The sequence below is a fragment of the Hahella sp. HN01 genome (assembly GCF_018986435.1).
Taxonomy (GTDB): Bacteria; Pseudomonadota; Gammaproteobacteria; order Pseudomonadales; family Oleiphilaceae; genus Hahella.
The window spans coordinates 1-21,069 of the sequence record NZ_JAHMIN010000054.1; the positions used below are offsets into that span (position 1 = coordinate 1).

The following is a 21,069-nucleotide window of genomic DNA, read 5'->3' on the forward strand; positions in this document are numbered from 1 at the left end:
TTGAACTAGCGCCAGGGCTTCCGCCTTGTACTCGTCGGAATAACGTTGGCGAGATTTGGAGTTTGATGTTTTCTGTTTGGTCATAGTTCACCTCTGTAGCGTAGTGTACTCGCTTAACAGGGTGTCTATCATTGGTGGGTAGGATCATTACTTTATCAACAGCTGTATTAGAAATCCGCCCGTCCGCAAATTCAGTAGGAACAGAATTTATTTGTAATTGGTGTGCTTTCCAGTTATAGAATATGTCTAAGCATTCAATTGAGCTTAAAATATCTAACAATGAGGTTTCTGATTGAATGCTCCGCCATGTCCCTATATTCCATTGTTGATCTCTTCGTATATCGTGCTCTTTTGTGGGCTTATATATATAAACCCTCGTATAGCCACAATTTTGGTTCGGATAAAATACAGCACACCCTCTTCCTTCATTCTTTAACCAAAACAGCTCGTTTGCTTCTGCGATAAGTCTTTCCCAGTATTGAAGCTTATGAGTTACTAACTCTAATATGTGTTCTTTCCTTTTTGGGAATCCCAGTAGATTCAGACTCCTCGCGCATATGTAACTGTCAATTACCTTGGCAGTCACTTTAGCATCATTTAAAGACTCGTAATTCTTGTCTATAGATAGTAACGGTATCTGCATACTTTCCTTGGTGTTCTAATAAATTCTTCAGAAGGATGGCCTCAGTCTAAATGGTAGAGCCCCCTTTCTATCCTGATTTTTGTGCTCTATTCCAGCACTAATAATCCACAATATTTCAGAAATGTATAGTTGGAAGTCTCGATCACTGAAACGAGAAATAGGGTTATAATCCGAATAGTTTCCTGAAACAACAGGCCTTCCCTCTACTCGATTTAGTTGATATTTTGTCAAAGTAAAAAAGACCGCAATTGGCATATTTCTGACAGTGTCAGATCATGTATGAGCCTGAACAGATTAACAGGCCAAAACTCTTGCTTCCAGATTAACCATCTTCCGCCGTAATCTCCCGCATGTGTCTGTGGGCTCTTTCTTCCTCTTGCTTTATTCGCCACTTTGCACTGGGAGGACCGACTTTGCTCTTGTCCATCTGGCTAAGCGCTTTGGCTCTTCTCTCCAGAAAGAAGCTTTGAGGAATGACCTCTTTTAATGCTCGTTCTACTTTAGCTTTCACGATGCCATGCTTCCTCTGAGCGCTAGATAACGCGACATTTAATGGAAAATCTTTTTCCAAAACCATCCATAAAGCCAGTTCAGCCCCTCTTAGATTTGATGGATCAACACGAGTGGCGATTCGCTGTTTTGCCTCTTGATATGTCGGTAGAGGTTCGTCCTCAAATGTTGGCATGCCGGTGTCCTTACCGTTAAGAAGTAATATTGTGTGTATACAAGCCTAGATAGCTGAGGCGCCCTAGGTAAAGCGTATAAAATACTTAAGCTTAGGAGCGCCTATAGTGGCGCTACGGAGTGAACTTAATATCCGTCACCTTAATAGTCGCTTTACCTTCTTCCCACTCTGATAACGCGGAGTCTATGGTGTAGTATTTCCCTTTCTCCATCTCCTGAATGTAACCAGGCTTGAGTGGCTTGTTATCACCACTAAATGAGTATCTACTTACTAATACTGGAAGGAAATCTTTCTCATAAATGGTATTGCCGGATTTATCCTGGAAGTAGACAACTACTTCGACCTTATCCAAAGAGCGATTACCGGTATTTTTAAGTGAGATCCTGACGGCTGGAACACCCTTATCAGAATAGGTATCAATCCTCCTAGCAAAGAACTCGGTAATTTCCACTTTGGACATGTAGTCCGCTTTCTCCGCGAAGTCTCGCATCGCTTGAGTGGTTCTCTCTATTCCTTCCTGTGCCTCTTCCCGTCCTGAGGGTAACTCGCTCAGTGCCTCATATTTTGCAATAGCTTCTTTAAATTTATTACTCTTGAGTAGTTCTTCAGCGTTGGAGATTAATGACCGAACTTTTTGTTTTTCAGCCATTTCCCTCTCACGTATAGCATTATCTTCCGCAAGACGTTCATGGTACTTGGTTAGAATCTGATCGGAGGTAAGGCCGTCTATGGACTGTATATTTATAAATGGAGCCAACTCTGTGGAAGTGCTCTTTCCACCGGAGAGAACGGCGCCTACGAGAGATTTGACTCCTTTTCCCCCACCCAAAGAAAAGTACATAATTGCTTTTTGGAACTCACCCCGTTTGGATTCCGGTAGCTCTTCCAACATTTTTTGAACAGAGTTTTTAACTGTAGCGTCATTGGTTGCATCTAGTGTCTCTGGACCGAAGCAACCTGTGAGTAATAGAAAAAATAATAGAATGGTCCGTTTCATTAGGAAATTCCCGAGTTGGTAAGGTACTGATAGTTTTAGATAATAGTTGATGAATTATATCGTTTACAGATTGTAAGCGGAAAGCTCTCCTAGGTGATTTGTGGCTATTTGGGCATGACTTGGGGATCGTGATGAAGAGCACCAACGCTGGTGTAACTTTTTCGCTAATAAAAATGACGATCCTGAGCTGCTGACAGAGGCGGCTGAATGGTGGATTTTAACCAACAAGCTGGATCACTTCGAAAAGGCAACCAAAATTAGGGAGATGGTTCTCAAGGTATGATGTTATGTTGAGAACTATAACCGTTGTCTGATATTTGAGGCTGTATCACAATCAGAAATCATCTCTATGGCTAATCTTAATAAAGAATAAGTAACCTTTGAGGGCTATTGTCTAAGGGGGGCAATTACAACGCTTTCCACATCCACATTGGATCAGTCCTTAACAGCTACGCTCCAGATTTATTTGTCCTGAGAAATTACCAGTCTTCTACGTCCGCCATGTTGGGTAAGCGATGGGCGATGCCTTTATGGCAGTCTATGCAGGTTTTCTCACCAGTAACGAGGAAGCCTGCATGCGCATCACGAGCCCGTTTGCTTTGGCGAGTGAAGTCCATAGACTCAACGGAGTGGCAGTTTCGGCATTCCAGCGAATTGTTGGCCTTGAAACGCGCCCACTCATGCTCGGCGAGCTCCCGCCGATTTGCTTCAAATTTTTCTTTGGTGTTTATCGTACCGAAAAGCCACCCCCAGACTTCCTTGGACGCCTGCATCTTTCTGGCGATTTTATCGGTCCAATTGTGGGGGACATGGCAGTCTGGGCAGGTGGCGCGCACGCCTGAGCGATTGGCCCAGTGAATAGTATCCTGAAGCTCACGATAGACGTTACTTTCCATCTCATGACAGCTAATGCAAAAGCGCTCCTCATTCGTCGCTTCTAAGGCGGTATTAAAGCCCCCCCAGAATACGATGCCTCCTATGAAGCCTCCCATAACCAGAAAGCCAAGAGAAAAGTGGACGCTCGGACGATTGAGCGTACGCCATAGCGGCTTTATCCAGCGGATAGCTCTCATAGCTATTGCTCCTTACGCTTATCCTGAATGATCTGCCGTATGTCCTTAAAATTATTCTCGACCAGCGGTTTGGCGTTGGTCTGCGGTACGTGGCACTGATTGCAGAAATAGCGTCGTGGAGAAACTTCCGCCAAGAAATTTCCCTCTCGGTCCATATAGTGGGTGACGCTAACCATTGGCGCTTGCGATATCTCAGTGCGGTGTCGACTATGACAATGCATGCATTGATTATTATTAAGGTCCACCTGATAGTTATCGATCTTGTGCGGAATCGTGGGAGGCTGCATAGGGTAGGCCCGTTCCCGCTTGATATCCTCGTTCAGTACTTGGGGGATATAGGGCGGTTCTGGGTTTTCATCTAAAGGCGCGTTTCGCAGCGTTGCAATGTTTTCCGCCCAGACCAGCGCCGTCACTACCGGTAGAGCAAGAAGAATAAGCCACTTTTTCATTGCATCCCCCTATACCTTGATCAGCTTGACCGCACACTTCTTGAAGTCAGTCTGTTTCGAAATGGGGTCCGTTGCGTCCAGGGTGCATTTGTTGATCAGCTGACTGGCGTCGAACCACGGGACGAACACCAAACCTGCGGGAGGTTTATTTCTGCCGCGGGTTTCCACCCGGCTGCGCATTTCGCCGCGGCGGGACACGACTTTGATTTCATCGCCTCTACGAACGCCGAGCTTGCGGGCGTCGTCAGGGTGCATATAGACCAGGGCGTCAGGCTCTGCGAGATAAAGTTCGGGGACTCGCTGGGTCATACTCCCTGAGTGCCAGTGTTCCAGAACCCTTCCTGTCACAAGCCAGTAGGGATAATCCTGGTCAGGAGACTCAGCGGGCGGCTCATAGGGCAGGGCGAATATTATCGCTTTACCGTCCGAATGCCCGTAAAACTGATATCCTGCGCCCTTTTTGACATAGGGGTCCGAGCCTTCGCGGAATCGCCAGAGGGTTTCTTTGCCGTCTACGACAGGCCATCGTAATCCTCTCGCTTCATGGTAGCGATCAAACTCAGCCAGGTCGTGACCGTGGCCTCTGCCAAAAATAGCGTACTCTTCAAACAGGCCTTTCTGAACGTAAAAACCGAAGTGTTCAGACTCGTGATTTTTATAGTTTGGGTCTATTTCCTCAATGGAATATTTATTCACGCTATTGTTTGCGAATAGCACGTCAAATAAAGACTTACCCTTGAATTCCGGGCTCCTGGAAAGTATTTCTTCCGGCCAGACTTCGTCTGTCGTAAAGCGTTTGGAGAATTCCATTATCTGCCAGAGGTCGGATTTTGCTTCTCCTGGCGCGCTGACCAACTGATGCCAGAATTGTGTTCGTCTTTCCGCGTTTCCGTATGCGCCTTCTTTCTCAACCCACATTGCCGCAGGCAGAATAAGGTCAGCGGCTTGTGAGGTCACAGTGGGATAGGCTTCAGACACCACGATAAAGTTATTGGGGTTACGATAGCCTGGCAGAGTTTCTTCCAGCATGTTGGGGGCAGCCTGCACGTTATTGTTAACCTGGACCCAATAGGCGTTCAGTTCGCCATCCCGGAGCTTGCGATTTTGCAGAACCGCGTGGTATCCGGGTTTATCAGGAATGATCCCTAGCGGTACCTTCCAGGTTTTTTCAGCAAACTCTCGATGTTTAGGGTTGGTGACCACCATGTCGGCGGGCAGTCTGTGTGCGAACGTACCCACTTCGCGTGCGGTGCCGCAGGCGGAGGGCTGCCCGGTCAACGAAAAGGGACTATTTCCGGGACTGGAAATTTTTCCTGTCAACAGGTGCAGGTTATAGACGAGATTGTTACACCATACGCCTCGCGTATGCTGATTGAAGCCCATGGTCCAAAAGGAAGTGACTCTGGTCTTGGGATTGGCGTAAAGCTCAGCTAATTGATCCAGCTTTTCCTTGGGCGCCCCAGATAGTTTCGAGACATATTGAGCGTCATACTGTTGCAGAAAATTTTTATATTCCTCGAAGGAACTGTCTTTGGCGCCGCCGGGATTGTTGGCGTTCGCCGCCGCCAGTTCCAACTGATGCTCAGGCCGCAAACCATAGCCAATATCCGCAGCGCCGACTTTGAAACGGACGTGTTTATTAACGAAGTCCCAGTTGACCATGTCCTTTTCAATAATGTATCGGGCGATGTAGTTCAATATCGCCAGGTCCGCCTGCGGCGTGAAGATAATGGGGAGGTCGGCCAGATCGAAGCATCGGTGCTGAAAGGTCGACAGGACGGCGACTTTGACATGGGGATGGCTTAACCGGCGGTCTGTCACTCGCGTCCATAGGATAGGGTGCATCTCCGCCATGTTGGAGCCCCAGAGAACGAAGGCGTCCGCATGTTCGATATCATCATAGCAGCCCATGGGCTCATCGATTCCGAACGTGCGCATAAACCCTGCGACCGCAGACGCCATACAATGGCGCGCATTGGGGTCAATATTATTGGAGCGAAATCCGGCCTTATACAGTTTGACGGCCGCATAGCCTTCCCATACCGTCCATTGCCCTGAGCCAAACATACCGACAGCGGTTGGCCCTTTTTCTTTGAGCGTCTTTTTAAACTGCTTCGCCATCACGTCAAAGGCTTCATCCCACGTCACCGGCGTGAAATCGCCGTCTTTGTGATACTCCCCGTTCTTCTTGCGCAGCAACGGCTGAGTAAGCCGATCCTTTCCGTACATAATTTTGGATAAGAAGTACCCTTTGACGCAGTTAAGGCCTCTGTTGACTTCCGACTGGATGTCTCCGTGAGTCGCCACCACTTGATTATCCTTAACCGCGACATTAACGCTGCAGCCTGTTCCACAGAATCGGCAGGGCGCTTTGGACCACTTCAGGCGGGTGTATTCCGAATCAGTAATGACATTACTGGCTTCGCCAGAAAGACTGATGCCCGCAGTGCAGGCGGCGGTTACCGCCGCGGAACGCTTGATGAACTCTCTTCGTGTAGTCATATCGCACTACCTGTGCTCTGGGGAGCGCTATATAGCGAAAGGAGCTTCCGTTAAGACATATTCCGGTCGAGCTCGCTGGCGCGCTCACAGTGGTGATAGATCAGATTGACGCTAAAAACGCCCGTCAAATGGAGCGTGTCGTTCAGAAAGTTAGAAACCATCTCTCTACAGGTAGTCGCCATCACCACAACAATCTTGCCGACTTGCTCTGAATGCGTGACTTCTTGTGTCGGAGGCTGATGCAACAGTTGTGAGAGGAAAGTAACCCGCTGCGGCGCGCACTGAATGAGGAAACTGACGATATGTTCATCCTGTTCCATGCTTCCTCCTTCATATTGATCGCGTCAGTATGCGTACAGCCATGATGCTTCGGATGGCTTTGTCCCAACCTCTTACGGCGGCGAGCCCAATAACACTGATTGATTCAGTGGCGTCAGCCGGCGGGCGGACCGGTAAAGTGCTGTAATAACCAGACAGATAATCCGTAGACGCCAACGATGACGACGCTAAGGACAGGCGCCAAAATTACTGCGAGAAAGATGAAGACGGTGAGCTCTCTCTTTTTTTCCGTGTTAGCGGATTCGGGAGCTTCAATAGAATTTTTCATATGACCCCACAACGCCATTACAGCTGTCCTGCTATATCTGCACATGCATGCAGAGGTTGTCTAAAAAAGTTAGTTCAACTAATGGCCGGACGCAAACCCAATTCAAATTGTCGGATCAGATCAGAATAAAGTACATTATTTGATCAGGTATAAACTCAATGTCGACTCTTCTCTTGAATTCTTAACCACATTATTGGGCTTGTTATAGATTCGGCCTTAAAGCATTATTTTGACCACATCTGATCAATGCTCGTCATGGCATCAATTAGGCATTGTTAGCTTGACCTGTAATGGAATAGGTGGAGTGAAGATATGAGTAAGTCACTGTCTGCTAGCGCTCAGCGCGTACAGCTGTTTTTGCAAGAAAATGGTTTTGCAATGGAAGTTAAAGAGCTGCCTGACTCTACCCGCACTGCTAAAGAAGCTGCCGATGCTATTGGCTGCAGCGTACCTCAGATTGCCAAATCGTTGGTATTCAAAGATGCTGACTTAGATAAGCCTGTGTTGATAGTGGCATCGGGCTCCAATCGCGTCGATACAAAGAAGATTGAGCAAGCAACCGGAATTAGGCTAAGTAAAGCCGATGGTGATTTCGTGAAAAAGCGAGTGGGTTACGCTATCGGTGGCGTGCCTCCGGTGGGGCATACCGAAAAAGTTACCACATTTCTTGATCCTGACCTGAAAGAATTTGAAACTATCTGGGCTGCGGCGGGAACACCTTTCGCTGTATTTTCACTGAAACCAGATGACCTTGAACGATTGACAGGTGGGACTTTCCTAGATCTCGCGGAGTAGCATCAGAGCCCAGTGGAAATCAATGCTCCGCCCCAGCAGAGGAGAAGTCGTACTCCCTTAACTGGGTGTCGGAACCTAACCTCAAACACCAGGAAATTATTGATGACTTCAACTGCGGACTCGAATTGATTCGCATGGATGGAACAGAGGTGAGAATTCTGACGGCGCATAGTGAGGATAAATCAGGCCTTTGACTGAGATATGGAATAGCCAAACCTATAAGGGGAGAGTTATACCTAAGTTAGTCAGGGGCCCCCGGCCACGTGGTCGGGCGGGAGTGCTGAGAAACTGAGAGCAGGAAGGTTTCAATCTCTTCCGGGACTGTCCAACGGAGCCGGTCACCAACCTGTAGATTGAGTTCTTTACTTCGCCCGGCAACCAACTCCAGAATAAATCGGCAAAGATGCAGTCCTGTGCGCGGTCTCGGCTCGGCCGGCTCGGAATAGCGGTAGTTAGGAACATTCCTTTCTATGGCGGTAACTACATAACTATCGTCCAAGAATATAATGTCCAGATTAAAATACGTTTCCGCCGTCCAGAATGCGCGAAGCTGGAACGTATTATAATAGAACAGTAGTCCCTGATGAGAAGGGAACTGCTCAGCCTTTAGGAAGCTGAGCCCCCGTCTTTTTTCTTCACGTGACACCGCCCAGCCAACAGGAATCTGATCGCCCTTGGGCGTTAACAATGTATGTGTGGGCTTTAGAAAAGCTAGATCGTTGGAGGCGCATCCTTGGCATAGAATCACAAACAAGAAAGTCAATAATCGTTGGAATATAGTCGCTGCAGACGAGCTTCTCAAACGCTGACTCATGAATCCTTTACTCTGGGCTGTTTCCTTTTCTGAAGTCTAAACCATAATTTGGGCCATTAATATCAGTGGCGTGGAGTCGTTTCAGTCAAGACAATGCCATGGCAGGGAAATGGTTATGGTAAGAGAGCCGAATAGTCCTTTTCCTAGCCCTCTTTGTGTATTTAAGAATGACTGTTTGAGATTATGTTATTGCTTTATGGGTCTGAAAGGCGGCCAGATGGAGGATGAGATATCTGGCCGAGCGCCTTTCAGTGGGTGGTAAAGTAAAGTTTGAAACGACATTATTCGGTTAAAGCGGTTGATCTTTTGTATTTAATTGGAAACGCGAAACAGAAAAATGATCTCTGGCAGTTAACCAATAATCTTAATAACATCCTGAGAGTTCAGGGCATTCTAATATTAGGATAATGGTATTGAAACTGGGGCGATTTACTTTACTCAAACAACGTAGCCAAAGCTGTAGAAGTTCAGGTCTGATCTGAACTTCTACAGCTAATGGTGAGAGTGAACCTCTTTTGATATTATCGACCGGTCTTCGCTACCATTTAGACTATCCAAGTTGATCTGCTTATAGTCCAACAGACGTCCACCATTATTAGCCATAAATACTTTCGCATCTTCTTTACTTTTAAATGATGCCAAAGATGCCCCCATTCCTGATTTAACCTTTGCGCCCATTACATATGAAGCTGTCCTGGCGTCTATAAGGTGGTCATTGTCTGGCTTATTCCAATCTGTGCGCGACATGTCATGCACAAATACGGCGGAGCCTAGATGCCGATTCTCTGGTTGCAGCAACCAAGTAAAAAGTTCATAGGTTGAGCAAAACTTAAATACACGACCATCGGCAAGCAATGCTTCTCCTTTGGGGCCTGGCAAGTTGGCGATGACCATTCCGCAGATATGACATTCGTCGCTTGGCTCAAAGTCTACTGCCGCCAGCTGGGCGTTTGCTTCCCTGTCAGGTTCGCGGCAACCCGCCAGGCCAAGCAAAGCGATAATCAGCAATACGCACAAGGAGTATTTCAATGTCCATTCATGTATTCCGTACACAACGTCACCTGTCTCATTTAAAGCAAGCATTAAAGATTACATCCCGCTTTGTCTTCCGGCGGGCCGGCTACTAAATGGCTCTCCGCATAAAGGCGACATGCGCCAGCAGAAGAGGCGCGGCCACCCATACCGCCAAACCGAGCCATAACCCATGGGTCAGAGGCAAATCCGCCCCGATCGCCAGTGCGCCGCTGACTCCGCCAAACCCATTCATCGCCGCCAAATTAATGAGACGATAAATATCCGTCGGATTAAGCATCAGTAGCCAGGGAAGCGTCTCAGGACTCATCCCGCCTTCGGTGGAGGTCAGAAGCGCTAATAAAGCCAGATCAAACACCAGCACAAACAGAAACCATATCGACAACGCCAGCCCGGCGGCGCGTTTTTTCTCCGTCACCAGCGCGCTGACAAGATAGGCAAGCGCCAGAAACGACCATCCCAATAGTGTGGATGACAGGATAAAACGGCCAAAAGCCGCTAAAACCTCGCTAACAACGACCCCCTCGGCGAAGACCACAATCGCCAGAGCGGCGGAGCCGAAGCCCGCTACCGCCGCCAAACCAAGAATTATGCTATGACCGCAAAACTTCCCTATTAACAAATGCATTCGACTCAGCGGGTAAGTCAGCAGCAACAACAAGGTTCCGCCTTCATCCTCTCCGACAATCGCGTCATAGGCTACCAGCAGTGCAATGAGGGGAATCAGAAAGCTGGCCAGACTAGTGAGACTGGCGATAGTAGTCTCCACATTGGAGAACCCGATTTCACCTGACGCCGCTGAACCAAACCAGGCAATGCCAATCGCCAGTATCGCAAACGTCATCGTGATAGCGAGCAGCCAGCGGTTGCGTAAGCCGTCGCTGACTTCTTTTTGGGCGATGCGCCAGATCTGACTCATTGCTGCGTCTCCTTTATTTGCGCAGGGTCATCGGCGATGAAATACCGATATAAGTCCTCCAGGCCGGGCTGGTGGATGTCTACATCCTCTACCTGGATGCTGGTCAGCAATACTTTCAGCAGCTCCAGCTTATGTTGCGCGTCGGTGGCGATCTCCAAACTATGGGCGTTAACCGGACGCATATCGGGAATCTGGTCTTTCCAGCGCTCCAAACATTGGTCCCGGTGCTTAACGCCCGACAACCTAAGCCGAATCGGCGCCTGCGCCTGACGGCGCAATTCACCCAGAGAGCCTTCCGCACGCAAACGCCCATGGCCGAGGATCGCCGCCCGATCAATATGAGGCTCCACTCCAGGCAACACATGGGAGCATAAAATGATCCCTGCCCCCTGACGTCGCAGTCCATCCACCAATTCATACAAATCAGCGGTTGCGATCGGGTCGAGTCCCACAGTCGGCTCATCCAGCAGGAGCAGCCTGGGTTCGCCCAATAGCGCTTGAGCAAGGCCGAGACGTTGTCGCATGCCTTTTGAGTAGGTTTTGACTTTCTGGTTTGCCGCTTCCGACAGTCCCACTTGTTCCAGCAGGCTCTTCACCTGGGTCAAAGGCGCTTGTTTAAGCCGCGCGAAGTAACGCAAGGTCTCCAAACCGCTTAGTTGCGGATAGAACATGACATTTTCTGGCAGATAGCCGATCTGGCGACGCATATCCACCTGATTCGGGCTGCGCCCCAGGGTGAGCACATTGCCGCGATCAGGACGAAGCAATCCAAGTATGAGTTTAATCGTCGTCGTTTTGCCGGCGCCGTTATGTCCGAATAATCCCAGCACTTCGCCTTCCCCCAAGGTCAGATTGAGGTCATGCAGAACCTGATGACGGCCGTAGTACTGGCTAACCCCTTCCAGGTGAATCATGCTATTTCCCCCTCCCCTTTTTACGGCACGCCGTTTGTGCTTCATGTTGTACTGTATTCCGCATCAACGGCGCACTATCCCTGACGCCAGGAGACTTCACTACGGGAAAGGCCTGTTGCGCCCAACGCAATACGTCGATGGATGGGCTGTGCATCAGCAATCGGGCTTGTGGGTAGGTCCATAAGAGTCGGTCCACGTTATCATTGGGTTCATAGGGAACATCGCCAATCCCATCGGCGTTACGATCCCATCCCAGATAATCGCTCCAGAAATTTCCTTTACCATTGGTTGACCACTCTTGCAGGCGTGTCGCTACGTATTTCACTTGACGCCGATTATGAATAAACGCATTCCCCCCCACTAAGTTATCTTCTGAGCCGGCCGTCAGATGGACGCCAATATCGCTCTGTTCAAAGCGGTTGCGCTCAAAAACGTTAAACGGTGAGTTATAAACGAATAAGGCCTTACCTTCAGCGCCATCTACCCCAACGCCCGCCATTTCTCCCTGCTTCACGCCGACGACCTGGTTGTTGCGCAAAGTGGAATAGGTGATGTAATTCATCAGAATGCCGTAGTTCTGATCCTGTTCGGAATAGTTTCCCTCTACGGTCAGTTTACGACTCTGCATCAGCGCATAGCCTGTGCGGGTGCGCAAGGTACAGTTATTCAGCACCGCATTTTCGTGTGAGTACATGTAATGCACCCCGTAACGCAGATCGTGCAGGAAGTTGTCTGCCAGGGTGTTATTGTTGGAGGTGTCGATGTAGATGCCATCCCGCGTTTGCGACACCTCATTACCTTCAACGAGAGCGCCGGTGACGGCGAACAGATGAATGCCATTGCCGCGATCTTGTGAACGCACGCTGACGTCGCCTTGAATTTGGTTGCCGCGCAAAGTGACGTTAGGAGTGGCGTCTACCCAGACGCCAAATCCCGGCCCGCTCAGACGGACGTTCTCCACCACCGCGCCAGCGGCTTGACGCTCGATGAAAATACCGGCGTCCAGGTTTGTCAGATTACGTCCCCAGTTTTGAATCTCACAGTCGCGGACGGTTATGTCCGGCGCCCTGAGACGGAGCCCGTGCCCCTGACCGCCGGCGTTGATGACCGCGCCAGGCAGGCAACGAAAATGAAGGCTGCGGGAAACGGCGAAATTGCCTTCATAAACGCCCTCCGGCAGCACCCACTCTCCATTGGTCGCCTGGATCATCGGCAACTCTTGCAGAGTCGCCGACGCATATCCCGCCGCAAGGCACAGGAATGACGCCTGCGCCATGCTAAGGCCAGAAATCAGCCGTGACAGGAATCCGCGCATGGGATGTCCGAGCCTCAAGCCTTTTCCACAATCATACGGCCGCGCATTTCCATATGCAGGGCGTGGCAGAACCAATTACAGTAATACCAATGCACGCCCGGCTCAGACGCCACAAAAGTGACGGATGAAGTCTGCTGGGGACTGATTTCCATACTGACCCCATGATTCACCATACAGAAACCATGGGAGACATCCTCCACCATATCCATATTGGTAATGTAAACGGTGACTTCATCTCCCTGCTTCACCCGAAACTCGGTGAGGCCGTAGATGGGCGCGACGGAAGTCATGTACACGCGCACTTTATTACCGTCGCGAATAACCTTGTTATCCGTCTCTAAAGTAATTCCATCCTTTTTGGCTTGCGCCACGGCGGAGGCGAAGAATGGGTCATCCCGGCTCCATATTTTCAGTGGGCGGATCTGGTCCCGGCGCACCAATATACAGTCATGGGGTTCAGCGTAGGTTGGTCCATCATGGACCAGGGCCATCTCCTCCCCAGAGATATCGATTAGCTGATCATTCTCTGGATGCAGCGGCCCCACAGGAAGGAAACGGTCTTTTGAGAACTTGCAGAGAACCACCAGCCACTTCCCATCAGCATCCCGGGACTCGGTCAGGCTCGCGTGGTTGTGCCCCGGCTGGTACTGTACGTCCAGCTTCTGCTTAATATAGTTCACCTTCTCTCCGTTATAAGCGCGTATGGCTTCGGCGATATTCCACTTCGCCACCTGACTGTCTATAAACAGCGTCGTGTAGGCAAAACCGCGGCCGTCGAAGGTGGTGTGCAGCGGCCCCAGGCCCAGCTCCGGTTCGCCTACGATCACGTCGCGCTCGTCTTTATACTTGCCGTCAAACAGGTCATCCAGCTTATCGATGGCGATGATGGAGACCGTGGGCGACAGCTTTCCATTGGCCATGAAGTACTTGCCGTCAGGGGAAGTATTTAGCCCGTGTGGGTTTTTGGGAACGGGAATATAACGGGTCAGCTCAGAACCATGACGACCATCCACCACCGGCGTTTTGGCGTCGCCAATCGTTTTGAAGTTACCCGCCTTAATGGCAGCCTCAATTCTCGGCACGTTGAACACGACGACCCAGTCGCGCTCATTGCGCATGGTATCCGTCAATAGCAGTCCTTTTTCCGAGTTATAGCAGGTAGAGGCGACATACTTACCGGAGTAATCCGCATCGGTGTTATCCAGATTACCGTCGACAATAACCTGCCAGGCGACTTCCATGGTGTCCGCGTCTACAGCATTGAACATGGTGTAATGATTTTCCAGATTTTCCATGTCTGTGCCGTCATTGGGCTGTGGAATCACAAACTCAGCATTGCAAAACACATATTTGGTGCGGGGAACTTTCTGTAGCCGCAAACCATGGATCGCCTGCACATTGGGAATGGTGGTGATTTTATCGCACTTCATGATGTCCAGGCGGATACGCGCCACCCGGGTATTGGCTTTGTCGTTGATAAACAGATATTTGCCGTCATACCGCCCATCCGTCATGGACACATGAGGATGGTGGGCGTCGCCATTGGAAAACCGCGCTGACTCTCCCAGCACTTGTTTACTCTCATTGGTCAGGCCCCATCCTGTGGCGGAATCCACATTGAATACCGGGATGCGCATTAATTCGCGCATGGAAGGCACCCCCAACACCCTCACTTCCCCTGAATGGCCTCCGCTCCAAAAGCCATAGTATTCATCCAGCTCTCCAGGCTCCACCGAGGCTTTCTGATGCGCGGTCTTTACCGCCGCCGCCCAGGATTCGGGGCTCATGATGGAAGAACCGAAACCCGTCATCGCAGCCATTCCGGTAACCGCGGATACGCCTGTCACCGCAGCTCCGCCAAGGAAGCCGCGACGACTGATTCCAGAATCCCGGGTATCCGGTGTAGGTTGTGACGATTTGTCTGCATCTTTCATAGTTAAGCTCCTGTTCATCAATGGAATCAGCCGTCCAGTTGCGTCGCCGGGATGCGTTCCGGCCTGGGCGCAGCGGCATTCTTGCGCTGGCGTTTGTTTTTCAGCACCAGCGGCGGACATTTACGCTCGTTGTGATAGGTCATCTGGCAGTCAAGGCAGTGGTGACACTCATTGGCGTTGATGCGGCCATCAGGATGAATCGCCTGAATTTCGCACTCCACGGCGCAGAGTTGACAGGGGTTCCCGCACTCTTTTCGCCGCTTTAGCCAATCAAACAGGCGGAATTTAGTGGGAATCGCCAATGCCGCCCCTAATGGACAGATGTAGCGGCAGTAAAACTTGCGGGTAAAAACGTTGATCAGGAGCAGTACGCCAGCGTATGCGACAAACCACCATTCCCGGTTGAAAAGCAGCGTTATCGAGGTTTTAAAAGGTTCCACCTCCGCATATTTCTCCGCCGTCGCCATGGATTCCAACGACACTCCGAACAAAGCCAGCAAGATAATGTATTTCACTGCCCACAAACGCTCATGGAGCCCGAACGGCAGATCAAATTGGGGGATCTTTAGCTTGCGCGCGGCTTCATTGATCAGTTCCTGCAAAGCGCCGAAAGGACAGAGCCAGCCACAGAATACGCCGCGTCCCCATAACAGAATGGTTGCGGCGGTAAATGTCCACAAAATAAAAATCACCGGATCAATCAGGAATAATTCCCAGTGAAAATCCTGCATGACCGCGTGAGTAAAGGTCAGAACGTTGACGATGGACAGTTGCCCCAGCGCGTACCAGCCAAGAAATATCACCGTATAGAGAAGATAAATGCGTCGCAGGTTATGGAGTAGGCGTGGAAAGCGTACGAAATAGTCCTGCAGAAACAGAATGATCAGCAGCAGCGCCAGACTGACGATCACTACGCCAATCTGCATGCTCTTATTGCGCCAAATGCTGATCCAAATGGGCTCAGGGTCAGGTTCATCCACCACTATCGGCGAAGGTCTGCTCACGTAGGCGTCGGGTATCTGATAGGTCGCGGAGAAGCTTGAGAATACGCCCTCCACCGGGCCCGTTTGTCGCCGCACCAGCAGCTCAAGGTCCCAGGAGCCGCCAGGATCGAAATCATAATGTGAGCGAATCACAAAAATCGCCATCTCCCGAAATTCCGGCATGCCCTGAGCGTAGACGTCGCTTAAGCGGTAATAATCGAGATCGCGAAAACTGATAATGTCGCCGCGCTGACGCAACTGCACTCGATCGAATATACCGCCGCGGACATAGCCGGAGCCTTTGAAGGAGTAGAGTCCTTCCGCCATCACGGCAATGGCGTGTTCGCCTGGCTTTAGTTCCTCCATCAACCAGCGATACTGGCTTTCGCCAAGCAGGTTGCGGCCTATCGTGGGCGCATTCAGATAGGCGTAGTACAAGTTGATAAAGGTTTCATCCATTGAATCGGGCGGAGCGTCGTCGACGCCTTCCGCTGCGGTATCCCGAAACGACTCATCCACCTGCCCGCGACTCAGATGTAGCCGACGTATCGCTCCGACGCCTGTCAATTGAGTCCAATCGGCGGCATTGAATAAATCCTCCAACACTTCCCCACGTATCGGCGCTGCGGCGTTGGCGTTGATCAGGCCTAGAGACGTCGCCACTTTACGAACCGAGCGCATGATTGACTCATTCACCACCATAACGGTAACCGTGGCGCCGGTAATCGCATCCACGCTTTTGGTCGCGGAGTCTGAATGCCCCACCACCACCCGATCGTTTGCGCCAACTTCTTGATAGCCGGCGACAAAATCAAACAGCTTTTGCTCAGGAATGCCGACTAACAGGATCGGCTCATGATGTTCCAGAACGACTGCGTCTTTAATGGTCCCTTCAGCGTCAAGAATGATATGAAGATTGATGGGCTTGCCTGAGTAGGCGGGAATCTGAAAAACGTCATGGGTTTGGTAAGCGTAACCCAGCGTGTGATTGCCCCGACTGATTGTGCGGACTGGAGGATCGCCCAGGGGATCTGAGATGACGTCAGCCTGAGGAAATATCTCTTTGATCCGTTGCGTATCAATCGCTGCCAGCGGTTCCCCAGCGTAACCCCAAGTAGGCGTTAACAGCAGAAGTAAGGCAAGTAAGACTAACCGTAAGCAACCTTCAAACGAATATCCCACGTTATAACTCCTGGAGTGCAGCGTGACAGCTAAGGTTAAAAGGGTCTACTTGGTCGCTTATTGATACATATCAAAGGGGTTAGGGTTAAGCTTGCAGCTATCACTAAGGTGGTATGTAAGAAATGTTTGTCTTCCGCTTTAACAAACTTACTAACCTAGGCAAATCGCACTATGTGGCCACAAAGTAGCCAGACCCGATAGCACTTTTTTTAAGTAACCATGGTCCCTGCCCGCTCGTAGCCTCTTAGTTTTTATACCTCCTTTGTCCGTCTTCTCATTCTTCAGTAAATTCAACGCCATATGTCTCAACACCGCTAGATTCTCCGCGCTGTGTCCCATGCGATGCCGCGAGTCATCCTCTTTAAACGCGACATTCAGCACCCAATGCAGTTTGTTCTCTATGTGCCAGTGCTTTCGCGTCGCATCCAGGAAATATCTCGCATCCCCCTCTCGACTCGAAATATACAAGCGGCACTCCAGCGTTCTTTGTCCTGACTCCATTCGCTCTGTTTTTACGACGATGAAATTCTTCAGGTCTTGCCAGCGACTTTGTAGCTTTTCCAGGCCCTCCAGAATCGTTGAAACGCGGCAGCGCCGCTTCTCATCGGGATCTAACTTCGCAAAAATGTTGTTGAAGGTGTCGTGGGAGGGAATGCCGTTGGGCAGCTCCAGAAAAGACTCAAACCACTCTTTTTTGGCGTCGCCAAACCGCGTGATGATGAGAACATCATAGAAATTATGCCGCAGCGTCTCTCGACGAAGATCAGGAAGGCTGGAGAAATGGTGTTTAACGCCATCAATTAACAAAGAGCCCATAACAGTCCTTATTAGGGGAGAAAAAGGGGCGTACTCTATGAATTTACTGTCTAGTATTCAACCATATAGTGCGATTTGCCTGTACGTATTACCCTGTAAATATAAAAGTAAAAGTGGTTAAAGTGCATAATTCATACAGTTTATATGTTTATTTCCTTCAGTTGATTGAAGCTTTTTCAGCTAATATTTATTGCTTAAGGTTCGCGAAGTATGCTGCAAGGTTAGCCAAATCCTCATCGCTTAGAGCTGCTACTTGGCCTTGCATAATTATCGCCTGAGCACCTGTCCTCTCCTTATTTTTGTAGGCTTTCAGCGCACCCAGCAGATATTGTTCATTTTGACCTGCTAAATTTGGATACATAGGAATCGTAGCTTTTCCATTTGCTCCATGGCAAGCGGCACAAACAGCAGCTCTAGCTTTTCCTGCTTCAGCATCTGCAGACTGCGATACATTTGACATTACAGCCAGAAATACCCCTAAAGCTGAGCTTGTAATCAGTTTTAACATGTAGCAGCCATCCTTATCTTTTTAAGAAATAGGTAATGAAAAATTAGTACACTTCCTGAATTTATTCAAATTTTTAAGTAGCCAAATAAAAATTTTCTAATAAAATAGGCCACTTACAACGCCCGACATGATTAAATTCTGCACCGTGAAGTGCGTCAATCATCTCAAGCCCACTGAAATCAAAACGCTAACCGATGGGTTCCGCTACAGCCCGAACTCTCGTTTCCATATTCGCTGTCATGCCATCTTGCTAAGTAATGAAGGTGCCTTCCGCCAATTTCAGGTTACCTTATGGCTGAAGCCCTGTGGGCCAATTGACGCAGCTGAAATCCTATCCACACAGCAAGAGGCTGAATATTCCGGGATGTATGAGTCCGCCACCAAAAGCTGGATAGATAAAGGTATATGGCCGATCTATTCGCCGAAATATTCACCAGAGCTAAACCTGATAGAGATCTTGTGGCGAAAAGTGAAGTACATCTGGCTGCCTTTGGATTTGTATGAGCCTTTCGACAGGCTGAAAGAGTCAGTGAACGACATCCTGTCAAAGTTTGGACAGGAATATAAGATTAATTTCTCTTAGGTACTTAAAACATAGGTTATTTTAAATAACTGAGCCACAGCTTGGTTACAAATAAGCAGCATTCATCTTCCATGAGCAGAATCAGTCTATATAGGCACCTGCTGCTGTATGTGGTATAAGACTACTCTAGTGCCTTCCAAGAAAAGTTGATATGGGTCAATGTATTGCAAAAGGCAAGGATAGATACCCCATCGTGGGTGCATGAGCGAAAACAGGTTTCGGATAGGGTAAAAAACAGAGATCGGACATGACTCAGCACAGGATCGCCAGCCTATAAACGCCACTTAGGACGCCCTTACTACCTTCCCTCCCCAAGGCGGTGAAATCGAGCTGTTTGAAAAAGCCTGCAATCATGGTTTACCAGTGCTGATCAAGGGGGCGACTGGGTGTGGTAAAACCCGCTTTGTGCAGCACATGGCCCATCGTTTGAGCCGGCGTTTATACACCGTCGCTTATCACGACGATCTGACTGTTTCGGACTATTTGACCGGCAGAGACGGGCCTTCTGGCAAGACGGCCCTTTGACGCGGGCAGTGCGGCAGGCAAATCGCACTTTGTGGCTGCAAAGTAGCCAGGCCCGATAGCACTTTTTTTAAGTAACCATGGTCCCAGCCTGCTCGTAGCCTCTTAGTTTTTATACCTCCTTTGTCCGTCTTCTCATTCTTCAGTAAATTCAACGCCATATGTCTCAACACCGCTAGATTCTCCGCGCTGTGTCCCATGCGATGCCGCGAGACATCCTCTTTAAATGCTATATCCAGCACCCAATACAGTTTGTTCTCTATGTGCCAGTACTTTCGCGTCGCATCCAGGAAATATCTCGCATCCCCCTCTCGACTCGAAATATACAAGCGGCGCTCCAGCGTTCTTTGTCCTGACTCCATTCGCTCTGTTTCTACGACGATGAAACTCTTCAGGTCTTGCCAGCGACTTTGTAGCTTTTCCAGGCCCTCCAGATTCGTTGAAACGCGGCAGCGCCGCTTTTCATCCTCAGCGCGCCCAGGGTGACGAGACTTCCTTTTAGTGACAATGCCTTCAACAGTTTAGGAATAGCAGTGATCTCATTGGATTTCTCCTGAGTTTTCACCTGTCCCAACACCAGTTCGTTCGCTGTCGACCAGGCGCTAACCATATGGATGGCGGGTTTGGAAGAGGACCGGTCGTATGAGCGCCGTAGCGTTTTGCCGTCGATTGCGATCTGATCATCTGGAATCTACTCCGCCAACGTCGAAGCCCAGGATAGAAAGCTTGTCTCTAGCGCCTCGGGATCTAACTTCGCAAAAATGTTGTTGAAGGTGTCGTGGGAGGGAATGCCGTTGGGCAGCTCCAGAAAAGACTCAAATCACTCGATAGGACTGGTGGCATTGGGCGACGATAGTTCTTCGACTCTCCCATCGGTCCAATGGTTGACGCGGTAACGGCGGCTGGAGTACATGCAGGAAACATCCCTTGTATTACGCCTTTCCTGACCCTTGAGGCGGAGATGACGCAGAGCTAAAAAAGTGTTACGTATTTTTACAATGCAAGAATATTTTACTATTCAGAGACATTTGGGTGTATAAGCCTATTGGTATAGGAAGTCTGAACTAGCCGTCAATACTAGCTTGACGAGGTGATCATAAAACAAACATTATGGGACTTGCTTTAACTTGTACTCTAGGATGGGCATTGCATATGGACTCGCGCAGTCAAAAATCTCCCCAACAAATTGCTGAAGAAGCGATTCGTCGATATCTCCCTGAATATGTGCCTGACGCTGCACTTTGCGGTAGTTTTGAAACGCAAATACTAAGCGGCAATATCTCTCATAAAGAAGCCAAAACATATCGTGGATTGAGCTTAAAAGAGATCACACGTCTAATGAGCCAATCGTCAATGGAGTATCAGTTAAAGAGGATGAAGTCCGGGGCTGGTGACTTTTTACCTATTGGAAAGGGTAGCGAGTGAAACGACGGGACTTGTCTATTCCCGTCGTCATAGGATTATTACATTGCTGGCTCTGGCAGCTTCCGTGGCCGTTTCCCAAAAAGACCCTGCGCCGCCATGCTCACGACTTGATCCCCTCCCACCACAAAGTGGTCGATGAGTGGAATTTCAACGAGCATCAACGCTTGCAGCAAGCGGTAGGTAATGAGCTGGTCGTTAACGCTAGGTTTGGGGTCGCCTGAAGGATGGTTGTGGGCGACGATGACTTTTGCAGCGTTATGGCGTAAGGCCGCTTTCACCACTTCGCGAGGATAAATATGGGCCTCGTCGATCGCGCCACGGAATAGCACTTCGTAGGCGATCAATCGGTTCTGAGTATCCAGGAAAAGTCC

The 21,069-nt window shown here is 49.5% G+C and carries 24 protein-coding genes and 3 pseudogenes; 5 read left to right on the forward strand and 22 right to left on the reverse strand.

The features are described 5' to 3' along the window. From KP814_RS29915 to KP814_RS29925, 3 genes are all read right to left on the reverse strand, one after another. On the reverse strand, window positions 1-643 hold a 643-nt coding region (locus KP814_RS29915), incomplete at its 3' end, for a hypothetical protein (RefSeq protein WP_216740222.1). Window positions 644-965: 322 nt separating this feature from the next. Next, window positions 966-1,328 carry a hypothetical protein gene (locus tag KP814_RS29920; RefSeq protein ID WP_216740223.1) on the reverse strand — a complete coding sequence of 121 codons (363 nt, stop codon included), beginning with the start codon at window positions 1,326-1,328 and terminating at the stop codon, window positions 966-968. 112 nt (window positions 1,329-1,440) lie between these two features. After that, window positions 1,441-2,325 carry a DUF6694 family lipoprotein gene (locus tag KP814_RS29925; RefSeq protein ID WP_216740224.1) on the reverse strand — a complete coding sequence of 295 codons (885 nt, stop codon included), beginning with the start codon at window positions 2,323-2,325 and terminating at the stop codon, window positions 1,441-1,443. Window positions 2,326-2,491: 166 nt separating this feature from the next. Here KP814_RS29925 and KP814_RS32980 point away from each other — a divergent pair. Next, window positions 2,492-2,608, forward strand: a pseudogene (locus tag KP814_RS32980) (DUF6500 family protein); the annotation flags it as partial. A 196-nt stretch (window positions 2,609-2,804) separates the two neighbouring features. Here the strand turns inward: KP814_RS32980 and KP814_RS29930 are convergent. From KP814_RS29930 to KP814_RS29950, 5 genes are all read right to left on the reverse strand, one after another. After that, entirely contained in the window at window positions 2,805-3,398 is a 594-nt protein-coding gene (locus KP814_RS29930; protein WP_216740225.1) for a NapC/NirT family cytochrome c, read from the reverse strand. A 2-nt stretch (window positions 3,399-3,400) separates the two neighbouring features. Then, complete coding sequence (locus tag KP814_RS29935; protein ID WP_216740226.1) at window positions 3,401-3,847, reverse strand: nitrate reductase cytochrome c-type subunit; 447 nt, start codon at window positions 3,845-3,847, stop codon at window positions 3,401-3,403. 9 nt (window positions 3,848-3,856) lie between these two features. Further along, entirely contained in the window at window positions 3,857-6,349 is a 2,493-nt protein-coding gene (gene napA / locus KP814_RS29940) for a periplasmic nitrate reductase subunit alpha (RefSeq protein ID WP_216740227.1), read from the reverse strand. A 50-nt stretch (window positions 6,350-6,399) separates the two neighbouring features. Continuing rightward, window positions 6,400-6,669: a chaperone NapD gene (locus KP814_RS29945; protein WP_216740228.1), complete on the reverse strand. Its 270-nt coding sequence runs from the start codon at window positions 6,667-6,669 to the stop codon at window positions 6,400-6,402. A 113-nt stretch (window positions 6,670-6,782) separates the two neighbouring features. Next, on the reverse strand, window positions 6,783-6,956 hold the full coding sequence (locus KP814_RS29950; protein ID WP_083769874.1) for a periplasmic nitrate reductase, NapE protein: 174 nt from the start codon (window positions 6,954-6,956) through the stop codon (window positions 6,783-6,785). A gap of 312 nt (window positions 6,957-7,268) precedes the next feature. Here KP814_RS29950 and KP814_RS29955 point away from each other — a divergent pair, with 312 nt between their 5' ends. Then, window positions 7,269-7,751 carry a YbaK/EbsC family protein gene (locus KP814_RS29955; RefSeq protein ID WP_216740229.1) on the forward strand — a complete coding sequence of 161 codons (483 nt, stop codon included), beginning with the start codon at window positions 7,269-7,271 and terminating at the stop codon, window positions 7,749-7,751. A 241-nt stretch (window positions 7,752-7,992) separates the two neighbouring features. Here the strand turns inward: KP814_RS29955 and KP814_RS29960 are convergent, their stop codons facing one another. The 10 genes and pseudogenes from KP814_RS29960 to KP814_RS30000 all read right to left on the reverse strand — a co-directional run bounded on the left by KP814_RS29960 (window position 7,993) and on the right by KP814_RS30000 (window position 18,168). Continuing rightward, window positions 7,993-8,565 (reverse strand): DUF192 domain-containing protein, encoded by a 573-nt coding sequence (locus KP814_RS29960; RefSeq protein ID WP_216740230.1) that lies wholly within the window; start codon window positions 8,563-8,565, stop codon window positions 7,993-7,995. 492 nt (window positions 8,566-9,057) lie between these two features. Beyond that, on the reverse strand, window positions 9,058-9,648 hold the full coding sequence (locus KP814_RS29965) for a nitrous oxide reductase accessory protein NosL (protein ID WP_216740231.1): 591 nt from the start codon (window positions 9,646-9,648) through the stop codon (window positions 9,058-9,060). A 40-nt stretch (window positions 9,649-9,688) separates the two neighbouring features. Further along, window positions 9,689-10,516 carry an ABC transporter permease gene (locus KP814_RS29970; protein WP_216740232.1) on the reverse strand — a complete coding sequence of 276 codons (828 nt, stop codon included), beginning with the start codon at window positions 10,514-10,516 and terminating at the stop codon, window positions 9,689-9,691. Next, window positions 10,513-11,430: an ABC transporter ATP-binding protein gene (locus KP814_RS29975; RefSeq protein ID WP_216740233.1), complete on the reverse strand. Its 918-nt coding sequence runs from the start codon at window positions 11,428-11,430 to the stop codon at window positions 10,513-10,515. The genes KP814_RS29970 and KP814_RS29975 overlap by 4 nt, the downstream gene beginning before the upstream one ends. Window position 11,431: 1 nt before the next feature. Continuing rightward, the gene (locus tag KP814_RS29980) at window positions 11,432-12,745 is read right to left on the reverse strand and encodes a nitrous oxide reductase family maturation protein NosD (RefSeq protein WP_216740234.1); all 1,314 of its coding nucleotides are present in this window, start codon (window positions 12,743-12,745) and stop codon (window positions 11,432-11,434) included. A gap of 14 nt (window positions 12,746-12,759) precedes the next feature. Then, on the reverse strand, window positions 12,760-14,679 hold the full coding sequence (nosZ, locus tag KP814_RS29985; RefSeq protein WP_216740235.1) for a TAT-dependent nitrous-oxide reductase: 1,920 nt from the start codon (window positions 14,677-14,679) through the stop codon (window positions 12,760-12,762). Window positions 14,680-14,705: 26 nt separating this feature from the next. Further along, window positions 14,706-16,844 (reverse strand): transcriptional regulator NosR, encoded by a 2,139-nt coding sequence (nosR, locus tag KP814_RS29990; RefSeq protein ID WP_216740236.1) that lies wholly within the window; start codon window positions 16,842-16,844, stop codon window positions 14,706-14,708. 150 nt (window positions 16,845-16,994) lie between these two features. Continuing rightward, entirely contained in the window at window positions 16,995-17,471 is a 477-nt protein-coding gene (locus KP814_RS29995; RefSeq protein ID WP_371824101.1) for an ISAs1 family transposase, read from the reverse strand. Next, window positions 17,445-17,660: pseudogene (locus KP814_RS33525) on the reverse strand (transposase family protein); the annotation flags it as partial. The pseudogene KP814_RS33525 and the gene KP814_RS29995, both read right to left, overlap by 27 nt. 187 nt (window positions 17,661-17,847) lie before the next feature. Continuing rightward, window positions 17,848-18,168, reverse strand: coding sequence for a cytochrome c (locus tag KP814_RS30000; protein WP_216740238.1), 321 nt, complete (start codon window positions 18,166-18,168; stop codon window positions 17,848-17,850). Window positions 18,169-18,583: 415 nt separating this feature from the next. Between KP814_RS30000 and KP814_RS33530 the strand changes: the two are divergent. Both KP814_RS33530 and KP814_RS33275 read left to right on the forward strand, forming a co-directional pair. Next, window positions 18,584-18,662, forward strand: a pseudogene (locus KP814_RS33530) (transposase); the annotation flags it as partial. Between the two features lie 503 nt (window positions 18,663-19,165). Next, the gene (locus tag KP814_RS33275; protein WP_305858286.1) at window positions 19,166-19,276 is read left to right on the forward strand and encodes a hypothetical protein; all 111 of its coding nucleotides are present in this window, start codon (window positions 19,166-19,168) and stop codon (window positions 19,274-19,276) included. On the opposite strand, the gene KP814_RS33535 is transcribed toward KP814_RS33275, so the two are convergent. Genes KP814_RS33535 through KP814_RS33540 form a run of 3 tightly spaced genes read right to left on the reverse strand, consistent with a single transcriptional unit; the run spans window position 19,231 to window position 20,081 of the window. Continuing rightward, window positions 19,231-19,782, reverse strand: a complete 552-nt coding sequence (locus KP814_RS33535; RefSeq protein ID WP_371824102.1) for an ISAs1 family transposase — start codon at window positions 19,780-19,782, stop codon at window positions 19,231-19,233. The two genes, KP814_RS33275 and KP814_RS33535, sit on opposite strands and share 46 nt — an antisense overlap. Continuing rightward, window positions 19,665-19,964, reverse strand: a complete 300-nt coding sequence (locus tag KP814_RS30020) for an ISAs1 family transposase (protein WP_216740241.1) — start codon at window positions 19,962-19,964, stop codon at window positions 19,665-19,667. The genes KP814_RS33535 and KP814_RS30020 overlap by 118 nt, the downstream gene beginning before the upstream one ends. Then, the gene (locus tag KP814_RS33540) at window positions 19,965-20,081 is read right to left on the reverse strand and encodes a transposase family protein (protein WP_216740242.1); all 117 of its coding nucleotides are present in this window, start codon (window positions 20,079-20,081) and stop codon (window positions 19,965-19,967) included. It lies immediately after the preceding gene. Between the two features lie 344 nt (window positions 20,082-20,425). On the opposite strand from KP814_RS33540, the gene KP814_RS30030 reads away from it, so the two are divergent. Continuing rightward, the gene (locus KP814_RS30030; protein ID WP_216740240.1) at window positions 20,426-20,698 is read left to right on the forward strand and encodes a hypothetical protein; all 273 of its coding nucleotides are present in this window, start codon (window positions 20,426-20,428) and stop codon (window positions 20,696-20,698) included. A gap of 38 nt (window positions 20,699-20,736) precedes the next feature. Here KP814_RS30030 and KP814_RS30035 read toward each other — a convergent pair. Continuing rightward, the coding region (locus KP814_RS30035; protein ID WP_305858285.1) for a JAB domain-containing protein at window positions 20,737-21,069 on the reverse strand (333 nt) is incomplete at its 5' end.